At 65.0% G+C, this 12,311-nt stretch carries 7 protein-coding genes; 5 read left to right on the top strand and 2 right to left on the bottom strand.

Features of this window, described 5'->3' with window-relative positions; translation table 11 throughout:
* Positions 1 to 26 precede the first annotated feature (26 nt).
* From tpiA to ACVWYF_RS04895, 4 genes are all read left to right on the top strand, one after another.
* On the top strand, positions 27 to 791 hold the full coding sequence (gene tpiA / locus ACVWYF_RS04910) for a triose-phosphate isomerase (RefSeq protein ID WP_457065225.1): 765 nt from the start codon (positions 27 to 29) through the stop codon (positions 789 to 791).
* A 107-nt stretch (positions 792 to 898) separates the two neighbouring features.
* The gene (locus tag ACVWYF_RS04905) at positions 899 to 1,249 is read left to right on the top strand and encodes a DUF6150 family protein (RefSeq protein ID WP_457065223.1); all 351 of its coding nucleotides are present in this window, start codon (positions 899 to 901) and stop codon (positions 1,247 to 1,249) included.
* 99 nt (positions 1,250 to 1,348) lie between these two features.
* A complete protein-coding gene (gene prmA, locus ACVWYF_RS04900; RefSeq protein WP_168671167.1) occupies positions 1,349 to 2,179 on the top strand; it encodes a 50S ribosomal protein L11 methyltransferase in 831 nt (276 codons plus the stop codon).
* A 235-nt stretch (positions 2,180 to 2,414) separates the two neighbouring features.
* Positions 2,415 to 4,199, top strand: a complete 1,785-nt coding sequence (locus ACVWYF_RS04895) for a T9SS type A sorting domain-containing protein (RefSeq protein ID WP_457065221.1) — start codon at positions 2,415 to 2,417, stop codon at positions 4,197 to 4,199.
* A gap of 88 nt (positions 4,200 to 4,287) precedes the next feature.
* On the opposite strand, the gene ACVWYF_RS04890 is transcribed toward ACVWYF_RS04895, so the two are convergent.
* A complete protein-coding gene (locus tag ACVWYF_RS04890; protein WP_457065219.1) occupies positions 4,288 to 5,316 on the bottom strand; it encodes a LacI family DNA-binding transcriptional regulator in 1,029 nt (342 codons plus the stop codon).
* A 372-nt stretch (positions 5,317 to 5,688) separates the two neighbouring features.
* On the opposite strand from ACVWYF_RS04890, the gene ACVWYF_RS04885 reads away from it, so the two are divergent.
* Positions 5,689 to 8,211, top strand: coding sequence for an MG2 domain-containing protein (locus tag ACVWYF_RS04885; RefSeq protein WP_457065217.1), 2,523 nt, complete (start codon positions 5,689 to 5,691; stop codon positions 8,209 to 8,211).
* A gap of 289 nt (positions 8,212 to 8,500) precedes the next feature.
* On the opposite strand, the gene ACVWYF_RS04880 is transcribed toward ACVWYF_RS04885, so the two are convergent.
* The gene (locus ACVWYF_RS04880) at positions 8,501 to 12,289 is read right to left on the bottom strand and encodes a beta strand repeat-containing protein (protein ID WP_457065215.1); all 3,789 of its coding nucleotides are present in this window, start codon (positions 12,287 to 12,289) and stop codon (positions 8,501 to 8,503) included.
* Positions 12,290 to 12,311 lie beyond the last annotated feature (22 nt).

Below are 12,311 nucleotides of genomic sequence, written 5' to 3'. Positions count from 1 at the left end.
AACCCCCATACCTGACCCGCCCGATTATGCGCCAAAAACTTGTTGCCGGCAACTGGAAAATGAACCTGACCTACCCCGAGGCCTTGGCCCTGGTAGGCGAAATCACGGGCCTCGCCGGCGAAGCGGGCTCGGCCTCCGCGCCCATCGTCGTGATTTGCCCGCCGTTCCCGTTCCTGCACGGCGTGGGCCAGCAGTTGTCCAAGTCCTCCAATTTCCACCTCGGTGCCCAGAACTGCCACCAGAAAGAAAGCGGGGCCTTCACCGGCGAAGTTTCGGCCAAAATGCTGGCTTCGGTGGGCTGCGAATACGTGATTCTGGGCCACTCGGAGCGCCGCCAGTATTTCCGCGAAGACGATGAGCTGCTGGGCCAGAAGCTGAAAGCCGCCCTGGCCGCCGGCCTCAAGCCCATCTTCTGCGTGGGCGAGTCGCTGGATACCCGCGAGGCCGACGAGACGTTCAGCTACATCGGCAAGCAGCTCACCGACGGCCTGTTCCACCTCAGCAACGAGGAGTTTGCGCAGGTCGTGATTGCCTACGAGCCCATCTGGGCCATTGGCACGGGCCGCACTGCCACCAGCGCCCAGGCGCAGGAAGTCCACTCCTTCATCCGCGAGCAGATTGCCCGCGCCTACGACGCGCAGGCCGCCCTCAATACCACCATTCTCTACGGCGGCTCGGCCAACGCGCAGAACGCCAAGGAGCTGTTCGCACAGCCCGACGTGGACGGCGGCCTCATCGGCGGCGCGGCCCTGAAAGCGGCCGATTTCATGACGATTATCCAGTCGTTTTAAAGAAGGGTTGAATTTTTAGGGTTGAGTGTTGAGTTGAACGCGCAACGCGGCATTGCATTTGACATCCTACCCTCAACCCGCAACGTTCAAAACCCAACCCTTCCCGAATGCTCTCCTTCATCCTCACGTTCCTGCTGGCACTGCTGCCCGCCAAAAGTCCGGCCACCGGCCCGCTGGAGCCGTGCAAAATCTACGGTTCGGTGTACCTCGAAACCGACCCCGGCCGGCGCAGCTACTGCTACGGCACGGTGTACGTAGAGCCGGAAGAAGCCTTTGCCGATGTGCTGATTTTCAAGGAAAACAACAAGCTGTTTGCCGATAAGCCGGGTCTGTGGGCCGATGCGCCGGCCCGCGACTTCGCCGACTATGTGCTGCTAGTGGTGACCGACCGCAGCCGCGCCGATTTCAGCATTCATTACACCACGGTGCGCTCCTTCGCCGGCTGCAAGACCAATTGAGGGAGTTAAGAGTTAGGAGTTGAGCTGCCATTTGGCTTCGATTCACGACAACCAACCTTCAACTCTTAACTTCTAACTCTTAACTCATAACCCAACCAAGTGGATTTTATTGAACTGACCGTCGAAGCCCCGCGCGAGCTGGCCGACATTCTGGTGGCCGAGCTGGCCGAAGTAGGCTTCGACACCTTTGAGGACACCGACGCGGGCTTTCAGGCCTACACCACCGAAGACGTATTCAACCCCGACGCGGTGGCCGAAATCATGAGCCGCTACGAGGGCCAGGGCGAATTGAGCCATTCGCACCGCGTCATTACCCGCCAGAACTGGAATGCCGAGTGGGAGAAGAACTTCCAGCCACTCATCATTGCCGAGCGGGTGTCGGTGCGCGCCCCGTTCCACCCCGAGCCGGCCGGCGTAGACTACGACATTGTGATAATGCCGCGCATGTCCTTCGGCACGGGCCACCACGAGACCACGGCCCTGATGATTGAAAACCAGCTTGATGTGAGCCATAAAGGCCTGCGCGTGCTGGACATGGGCACCGGTACCGGCATCCTGGCCATTATGGCCGAAATGCTGGGGGCCCGCCAGGTGCTGGCCGTGGACACCGAGCCCTGGACCGTGGAAAACGCCCGCGACAACGCCGCCGAAAACCAGTGCCACGGCATCGAGTGCCGCCTGGGTGGCGTGGAAACCCTTGCCAATGAAGAACCTTTCGACCTGATTCTGGCCAACATCAACCGCAACGTGCTGCTGGAGGATATGCACGAGTACGCCCGTCTGCTGCCCAGCGGCCGGCCCATCCTGTTCAGCGGCTTCTACGAGGAAGACCTGCCCAAAATTCAGGCCGAGGCCAGCAAGCACGGCCTGCGCTACCAGCGCCACCGCACGCTACGCAGCTGGGTGTCGGCGGTGTTCGAGAAAGAATAGCGCAACGCGCAGTTGCACAGAGCGTCCTGCTTCGGCCCCGAAGCAGGACGTTTTGCGTAGAGGCGTGCCGGGTGACATCGTTCCCGGCAACGATTGCGCGAATAAAAAGGGCCTTGCAAGCATATTGCGGGCCATTGCGGACGTAATATTATTATACCGAATTGTCGGGCGGCCGTGCCTAGTGAAAAGCGGCGCTGCTTCGGCTATTCTCCATCGGACTCCCAAATATCCCGCAATGACTTTATTCTCCGCCCGATTTTCTTCGCTTCGTTTTGCATCCGGCCGGTCGGCGGCGCGGGTTAGCTTGGGCCTCGTGGCCGTGGTAGCCGGGCTGGCCGCCAGCGCGCCGGTGCAGGCCCAGCAACTGTCCTTTCCCGGTGTGGAAGGGGCGGGGCGGTTTACGAGCGGTGGCCGGGGCCGGGCGGCCACGCCCACCACGGTGTATGAGGTTACCAGCCTTGCCGATACCAACACGCAGGGCACGCTGCGTTACGCGCTGAGCCAGTCGGCTACTACGGCGGCGTACCGCACTATCGTGTTTCGGGTGTGCGGCACCATTCACCTCACGGCGCGCCTGAGCATTCCGCGCAATACCACCATCGCGGGGCAGACCGCCCCCGGCGACGGCATTTGCCTGGCCGACCGCCAGGTGCAGGTAACCGGCGACAACGTCATCGTGCGCTTTGTGCGCTTCCGCCTCGGCGACCGGTACCCGCAGCAAACCGGCATCGGGAAAGTGAATGGCAACGGCGACGAGGATGCGTTCGATGGCATCGACCACAAGAACATTGTGGTGGACCACTGCACCATGAGCTGGAGCGAGGACGAAGCCTTCACCTTCTACGGCGCGGCCACCGACTCGATGACCCTACAATGGAACCTCATCTCGGAGCCGCTGAACTACTCCTACCACTTCGAAACGGGCGACCCCGACTACGAGCGCCATGGCTACGGCGGTATCTGGGGCGGCCGGCGGGCCTCGTTTCACCACAACCTGTTTGCCCACGTCAACAGCCGCGCCCCGCGCTGGAACGGCACCCGCTACGGCGCGGCCATCGGCTCGGAAAACTGTGATTTTCGCAATAACGTGCTGTACGACTGGGGCTCGAACAACGCGTATGGCGGCGAGGGTGGCAACTATAACATGGTGAATAACTACTACAAGTGGGGGCCGTCATCGGGTACCAGCACCAGTTCCCGCTCCAAAGTGGTGAACCCCTACAAGCAAACTACCGCGCCGCTGCTGCCCTACGCCCAGATTTACTTGGCCGGCAACTACGTGGACGGCAACCCGATTGTCACGAATGCCAACTGGAAAGGAGCCACCATGCAGGGCGGCACCCTGGCCGATACCGTGCAGTCGAAAGCCCTGACGCCCTTCAACATTGCCCCGCTGAACACTCAGACCGCCGCCGATGCCTATGCTTCGGTGCTGCAAGGCGTGGGCTGCACTCTGCCCGTGCGCGATGCCATTGACCAGCGCATTATCACCGAAGTGCAGAACCGTACCGGCGGCCTCATCGACGTGCAGGGCGGCTTTCCGGCCCACACGCCCATCGCCACCTCGCAGGGCGCGTGGCCCACGCTCAGCTGCGGCCCCGCGCCCGCCGACTCGGACCACGATGGCATGACTGACACCTACGAACTGGCCAACGGCCTCAACCCCAACAGCGCCGCCGACCGCCAGGCCATTGCCGCCAACGGCTATACCAACCTCGAAAACTACCTCAACGGCATCGTGGCCGTGGCAACGTCCACCAAGCCCACCGGTGCGGTGCTGGAGCCCCTGCACCTGTTTCCGAACCCCGCCGCCGAACTGCTGACTGTGGAACACCCGCGCTCCGGCCCCGAAGCCCGCCTCACGGTCTACAACTTCGTGGGCCAGCGCGTGGCCACGCTCACGCCCGCAGTGGGCGGCGTTTCCACGCCGGTTAACCTCGGCAACTTGGCAAAGGGCAACTACCTGCTGGTGTACACTGATGCCAACGTGAGCCTGACCGCCAAGTGCGCGCACGAATAACTGAGTTAAGAGTTAAAAGGGAAGAGTTGAAAAGGCCCGTATGGTGATACCAGTGGGCCTTTTCAACTCTTCCCTTTTAACTCTTAACTCAAACAAGCTTGGGGAGCGGGTTTGATGACTCGCGCACGACCAGGGTGGTGGGCAGCTTCATCACGCTGGGGCCGGTGCTCTTGTGCTTGCGCTCGATGAGCTCGATGAGGCGCTCGGCGGCAAGCTGGCCGATTTCCTGGGCCGGCTGGGTCACGGTGCTCAGCGGCGGGTTCAGCAAGTGGGCCGACTGCGAGTTGGTGAAGCTGAGCAGGGCCACTTCGCCGGGCACGTCGATGCCCCGCTGGCGCAGCGCGCCGAGGCAGCCCAGGGCCAGCCGGTCGCTAGCCGTGAAGAACGCGTCGGGCGGCGATGACAGGGCCAGCAGCTCGTCCACGAGGGTGCCGGCCTCGTCGGGGCCGAAGGTGCCGTAGCGCACCAGGTTCTCATCGAAGGGCACGCCGTATTGCTCCAGCGCGGCGCGGTAGCCGGCCAGCCGCTCCTGCGCAATGCTGAGGTAGAGCGGAATGGTGAGGTGGGCAATGCGCCGCCGGCCGGTTTGCAGCAGGTGCGAAGTGGCGGCGTAGGCTCCGCCAAAGTTGTCGGCCACCACCTGGGTCACGTCCAGCCCGGCCGCCACGCGGTCGAACAGCACCAGCGGCATGCCCTGGTCGACCAGCGCCTTGAGGTGGGCCACATCGGAGGTTTCGCTGGAAAGCGAGAGCAGCAGGCCATCCACGCGGCGCGACACGGCCTGCTGCACGTTGGCTATTTCACGCTCATAGCTCTCATGGGTCTGGAAGATGATGACGTGGTAGCCCCGGTTGTAGGCAATGGCCTCGATGCCGTTGATGGCCTGCGAAAAGAAGTTATTCGCAATTTGGGGCACGATGACGGCAATGGCCTTGCTGCTGCTGCCCTTCAGGCTGAGGGCAATAGGGTTGGGGCGGTAGTTGAGGCGCTCGGCATATTCCATCACCAGCCGCTTGGTTTCGGGGCTGATTTCGTAGCTGTCGCGCAAGGCCCGCGACACGGTCGAGGTCGACAGGTTCAGGGCGTGCGCGATATCCTTGATGGTGACGGGGTCCAAGCGCGTAGGGTAAGGAAGTACAAGTATCGGCGGCCGCCGCCGGAGCCACTGGCTCCCGGCTAACTACCGGATTATCGGGCTGAATGGTTCCCCGGCGCGGCGCGGCGTTGGCCATGCGGGCGGCGCGGGGGCGCTACCGCCGTGGCCACCGGAGCCGCCGGGGAATCTTCAGCAGGCCAAATCTATTACAAGAGTACCGATTTTTTGCCCAACAGGCCGCTAAAATCCCGGCGGTAGCGCGCTGGCGAGTAGCTTGCTGCCCCCAAACGGGGCACTCGTGCGGGCTGGCGCTTCATGCCGTCGCCATCTTTGTGCGGTAATCTAGCGGCCGGCCCGTGCGTATGGGCCGGCGGTTTTCGACTGAATTCAACCATGAAAGTAGTGCGTGCGCAAAAAGGAATGCTGGCCGCCGGGCTCGCCGTTGCCATTGGTCTCACCGCGTTTCGGCTGCGCCCGCCCGAGGATGGGCTGCTGCCGCGCATTGCCCGGCAGGTGGCCGAGTTCTACACCGCCGCCCGGCAGGAAAAGGTATACCTGCACCTCGACCGGCCGGTGTATGGCACTGGTGAAACCATCTGGTTCAGCGCCTACGTGGTGGATGCCTCCCGCCACGAGCTGGATTCGCTCAACCAAGTGCTGCACGTCGATTTGCTCTCGCCCGAGCGCCAGGTGGTGGCCCGCCGCACCCTGCGCCTGCAGGGCGGCCGCGCCAGCGGCGACCTCACCATTGCCGATACCCTCGCCGCCGGCACCTACGTGCTGCGCGCCTACACCAACTGGATGCGCAACGCCGGCGACGAGTTCGTGTACAGCCGCCGGCTGAGCGTGTGGCCGGCTTCGCCCATTGGCCCGGAGCCGCGGGTGGCGGCCGTGCCCGCCACGGCCTTTGCCCGCGCCCGGGCCGCCGCCGCCGCCCGCCCCGATGTGCAGTTTTTTCCCGAAGGCGGCTACCTCGTGGAGGGCCTGCCCGCCGTGGTGGCCTGCAAAGCCACCGATGCCAGCGGCCGGAGCCTCGACGTGCGCGGCCAGATTCTCAATGACAAGAATGCCGTGGTGGTGCCCGCCTTTAGCAGCCGGCACGCGGGCATGGGGCGCTTTGCCTTCGTGCCCGGCAGCGGCCAGCGCTACCACGCCCACTTCACCCTGCCCGACGGCAGCACCACCGACTACCCGCTGCCCGCCGTGCAGCCCAGCGGTTACACCCTGCACGTAGTGGACGGGGGCGAGAATTTTCTGGTTGAGGCCCGCTACCGGGGCGTGGGCGGCGCGCCCGCACCCGGCCCCGTGCAACTGATGACGCAGGTGCGCGGCGTAGTGGCCTACCCGGGCTCCCGCACCCTGGCCGGCGATGTGCCCGCCGCGTGGCGCATGCCCAAGAAAAACTACCCGAACGGCATCGTGCATTTCACCTTGTTCGATGCGGAGGGCACGCCGCAGTGCGAGCGGCTGGCGTTTGCCCAGAACGGCCCGGTCGGGCTGCGCATCAGCATCACGCCCGACCAGCCCAGCTACGGGCCGCACATGCCGGTGCAGCTGGCCGTGCGCGTGACCGATGCCGCCGGCCAGCCGGTGGCCACCAATTTCTCGCTCGGCGTGAGCGATGCCGGCCTCAGCGCCCTCGACCCCAATGCCGAAACCATCGCCTCGAACCTGCTGCTGACCTCCGACCTGGTGGGCTACGTGGAGAACCCAGGCTACTACTTCCGCAATCCCTCGGCCGGCACCCTGCTGACCCTCGACGACCTGCTGCTCACCCAGGGCTGGCGGCGCTTTGTGTGGAAGCAGGTGCTGGCTGGCCAGGCCCCGGTAGTGCGCTTCAGTCCTGAGCACGACCTCAGCCTGGTGGGCCAGGTGGTGAGCGAGCACGGCAACCGCCCCATCCCCAATAGCCAGCTGACCTTCCTGCAAACGCGGCCTTCCAAGAACATCACCACCGGCACCACCAACGCCACCGGCCACTTTAGCTTCGTGGGCATTCCGGTGGTCGATACGGCCGTTATCACGCTCCAGGCGCGGCGGTCGCAGGGCGGCAGCAACGTGCTCATTCGGCCCGATGAAGGCCCTGCGGTGCCCGCCCAGATACTGCCGCCGCTGCCCTCGCTGGCGGCGGCCCCGGCCGGGGTGGCGGCCTTCGTGCGCCGCAGCCGCCAGGCCCAGTCCGCCGAGCTGGACCTGCACCCCGAACGCGCCGCTATGCGCACCGTGAACCTGGGCAACGTGTCCGTGACAGCCAAGCGCATAAAAATCCCGGTCGACGACCCCCGTCGTCTCTATGGGGCCACGGGCGGCACAGTCATCGACTTCACCGATATTCCGTCCGCACAGTCGGGACTGAGCGTGCTGCAGCTGCTGCAAGGCCGCGTGGCCGGCCTCGTGATTACGGGCCAGGCTCCTAACCTGTCGGTCCAGATTCGGAACTCGGGCACACCGCTCTTTATCCTGGATGGGCAAAAGGTCGACATCGACTTCATTGCCAACATGCCGGCCAACGATGTTGAGTCGGTGGAAGTATTCAAGGGCACCGAGGCTGCTATTTTTGGCGGCAGCGGCGGGGGCGGGGCCATTGCCATCTACACCAAGCGCGCCGACCCCAATTACAAAGGGGCCGACAAAGGTCCCGCGCCGGGCATCGCCATTGTGAAAATGGCTGGCTTCGCCGAAACCCGCGAGTTCTACCAGCCCCGCTACAATGCCCTGCTCACCAACCCGCCCGCCGACCCACGCATTAGCACCCTGTACTGGAACCCCATCGTGCGGACCAATGCCAAGGGCGAAGCCGAGCTGCACTTCTTCACCGCCGATGGCAGCGGCACCTTCCAGGCCGTGGCCGAGGGCCTGAGCCTGGACGGCGTGCCGGCCATGGGCAGCGGAACCCTAACGGTGAAAGGGAAGTAATTCGGCGAAGGATGCCCCGCGCTGGGTTGTGGTTGCCCACGCACGTTGTCATCAATTTAAGCAAAAAGCCAAGCCGGAACCCCTGGCTTGGCTTTTTGCTTAAGAACTTTTCCGGCTTTCCCCGGACAATGCCAAGGTCCTTTCTCGCGGGCTTAGCCTGTTTGAAAAGCAGCAAGCCGGATAAGCAACCGCGCAAGAACGCCCTTCCAGCCGCATGGCCGAAAGGGCGTTTGAGTTTTGGGTAAGGGCCCGCCGCGCAGGCAGGCCTTTCTTAACCGGTCAGGAGCAGTTACTCCCGCACGAAGCGCCGCACCGTGGCACCATCAGCCGTGCGGCCTTGCAGCACATACACGCCCGCTGGCAGCGCCGACAGGTCGAGCACGAGGTGCTGGTCGCCGGCGGCCATGTTCCGCACCAGCACCCGCTGCCCCAGCGCATTGAGCACCGACAGCTCCAGCGCCTTGGTAGGAGCCGTCAGGGCTACCTGGAGCAGGCCGGTGGTGGGGTTGGGGTAGAGGCTGAGCTCCGGGCCGTTGGCGGCCGAGCGGGCGGCCGTCACTACGACCGATGTTGCAACCGAGGCCGCCGAGGTGCAGCCGGCGGCATTGGTCGTCGTCACGGTGTAAGAGCCGTTGCGCGTGCCGGAGTTCACGAGGTACGTCTGGCCCGTGGCACCAGGTACCAGCACGTTGTTGAGGTAGAACTGGTTGCCCGTAGTCGCGCTGGAGGTGAGCAGCAGCCCCGTGCCCGGCGTGCCCGAAACCGTGATGGTCGGCGTAGCCGGCACCGCGTTTATCACCACCGAACGGGTGCTGCTGGCCGTGCAGGTACCGGCCACGCTGTAGGTCACGGTGTAGGTGCCGGGCATGGAAGTGGAGGGCGTGATGGCCCCGGTGCTGGCATTCAGCGTCAGGCCCGTGGCGGAGCTGAACGTACCACCCGTAGCGCCCGTCACGGTAGCTGCGGCGGCCGCCGCGTTGGCACAGTAGGCCGCGTTGGCGTAGCTGAAGGCGGCCGAAGGCACGGGGGCAATGGTTACGGTGGCGGTGCTCGTCACGGCTGCGCAGCCGCCGCTGGCGGCCACCGTATTGGTCACGGTGTAGGTGCCGGGCGTGGAGGACGAGAGCGTGATGGTACCGTTGGCGGCGATGCTCAGGCCCGTGGTGGAGCTAAACGTGCCGGCCGTCGCGCCCGTGCCTAGCGTGGGGCTGGGGTTGGTGCCGCTGCTCACGCAGAAGGTGGGCGCAGTACCGTAGCTGAAACCGGCCGTCTGCGGCGCGGTGATGGTTACGGTGGTGCCGCCCGTTACGGCCGCGCAGCCACCGCTGGCCGCCACCGTGTTGGTGATGAAGTAGGTGCCGGGCGTAGAAGTTGAGGGTGTAATAGCCCCGGTGGCATCAATGGTCAGGCCCGTGGTGGGGTTCACCGTGATGGTGCCCAGGGTGCTGCCCGTGCCAATGCCCAGTGCCACGCTGCCCGTGGTGGTGGTGCAGTAGCTGCTGGCCCCGTAGCCAATGTTGGCCAGCGGCGCGGCCGTGATGGTGACCGTGGTAGTGCCGGTTACGGCGGCGCAGCCGCCATTAGCGGCTACGGTATTGGTCACGGTGTAAGTGCCGGGCGTAGAAGTCGAAGGCGTAATCGCGCCCGTCGTGGCGTTCAACGTCAGGCCGGTGGTCGACGTGAATGCGCCACTCGTAGCGCCCGTGCCCAGGCTCACGGCCACCGCACCGGTGGTCGTGGTGCAGTAGCCCGCCGCCGCGTAGCTGATGCCCGCCGTAGCCGGAGCCACGATGGTCACACTGGCCGTGGCCGTAGCCGCTGCGCAACCGCCGGCCGCCGCAATGGTATTGGTCACGGTGTAGGTGCCCGGCGTGCTGCTGGCGAGGGTAATCACGCCGGTAGTAGCATCAATGCTCAGGCCGGTGGTAGAGGAGAACGTACCGGCGCTGCTGCCCGTGGCGAAAGCCGGGGCCGGGGCCGTAGTGCCGGAAGTGCAGTACGAAGCCGCGCCGTAGCTGAAGCTGGCCGACGGCGCTGTGCTCAGCGTAACGGTGGCGGTGCTGCTGCTGGCGCAGGCACCGGCCACGCTGTAAGTCACGGTGTAAGTGCCGGTTGTGCTGCTGGCTAGGCTGATAGCGCCGGTTGTGCCGTTAATGCTCAGGCCGGCGGTGGAGGAGAACGTGCCGCCCGTGGTGCCCGTAACGGTGGGCGTAGGGTCGGTGCCGCTCAGGCAGAACGTTGCGCCCGAGTAGGCGAATGCGGCCGTCGTACCCGCGTTGATGACAACCGTAGCCGTGCCGGTAGTAGCGGCACAGCCGCCGCTGGCGGCCACGGTGTTGGTCACGGTGTAGGTGCCGGGCGTGGAAGTGGAGGGCGTGATAGTGCCATTGCTGGCATTCAGCGTCAGGCCCGTGGTCGAGGTAAACGTGCCGGCCGTTGCGCCCGTCGCCAGTGTGGCCGTGGCCGTGCCCGTCACGCTGGTGCAGTAGCCCGATGCGCCGTAGCTGAAGCCGGCCGTCTGCGGTGCGGTGATGGTTACGGTGGTGCCGCCCGTTACGGCCGCGCAGCCACCGCTGGCCGCCACCGTGTTGGTGATGAAGTAGGTGCCCGGCGTAGAAGTCGAGGGCGTGATGGCCCCGGTGGCATCAATGATGAGGCCTGTGGTGGGGTTCGTCGTGATGGTGCCGCGCGTGCTGCCCGTGCCCAGGCCCAGCGCCACGCTGCCCGTGGTGGTGGTGCAGTAGCTGCTGGCCCCGTAGCCAATGTTGGCCGTAGGCTGCGCCGTGATGGTTACCGTGGTGGTAGACGTAGCCGCCGCGCAGCTTCCCGAAGCCGCCACGGTGTTGGTCACCGTGTAGGTGCCGGCCGTGGAAGTCGAGGGGGTAATGGCCCCGGTAGTGGCATCAAGGGTCAGGCCGGTGGTGGAGGTGAAGGTGCCGGCGCTGCTGCCCGTGGCCAATACCACCGGCTGGCTGGCCGTCACCGTGCGGCAATAGGCCGTAGCCCCGTAGCTGAAGGTGGCCGACTGCGAGCCCGATACCGAAACGGTAGCCGTGCTGCTGCAAGTCGGGCTTACGGTGTACGTCACGGTGTAGGTGCCGGGCGTAGTGCTGCTGAGCGTGATAGCGCCGGTGGTGGCATCAAGGGTCAGGCCCGTAGTGGAGGTGAAGGTGCCGCCGGCCGTACCCGTTACCGTCGGCACGGGGTTGGTGCCACTGGCGCAGTACGAAGCGTTGCTGTAGCTGAACGCGGCGTTACACGCCACGGCGGAAGACGCTGTTATCGAAAAATCGTCAATGGCCAGGCCATCATCGGCCCCGGACACGTCGAAATCAACGTAGCGGATGTAGAAGGTGGCACCCGCCGCAATGCTCAGCCCGGTAATGCTACCGGTCACCGCCGTGCGGTTGGCCGGGTCGTTGCCGTCGTAGCCCGTGCTGGTGGTCACGTTATTCACCGGGCCCACGTAATCCAAGGCGTTCACATCCGTAAAAGTGCCGGTGGTGAGGGACGTGGCATCGGTGCTGTATTGGAAATCCAGGCGGTCGGAAAGGCCCCGGGGAGTAGCCGAGCCCGCCAGGCGGTACGTTTCGCCGGTGTAGCTCACCACCAGACTGGTGATGGTGGCCCCGGTGGTATTAGTGAACCCAAAGCCAAACTGCGGGGCCAGGGTGCCGCTGCGCACGCTGCCAAAAGCCCGGTCGGTGGTGGCCGTGGTGCCGCTCCCGTAGCTGTACGTATCGCCGGTGCCGGAGCTGCCCGAGCCCGTGGCGCTGATGGTGATGGCGGTATAGGTGGTGTTGGCCGTGTTGCCGGTGCCAACGTTGGTTTCCGCAAAGCCGAAGCCCGTTGGCAGCGTCGAGCTGGTGGCCGTGTTGGCCAGCGTGTTCAAATCCTGCGTGTACGCCGTGGTGCCCAGGCTAATGGGCGTGATGGTAGTGGGGGTTTGAACCTGACCCCAGGCCAGCCCGGGCAGAAGCAGCGAAAGGCAGGTGAGCAGCCGGGGAGTAGCTCGCCGAAAAAAGCCAGACCGGCCGGGCGCTTTGGCTCCAACGGAAACGGGTATTTTTTGTAGCATATGGGGTGGGAATTGACGGGTT

This window comes from Hymenobacter sp. UYAg731, from assembly GCF_054061335.1.
Note: the sequence above shows the minus strand (reverse complement) of the source record. Positions and strands in the feature narration are given on the sequence as shown.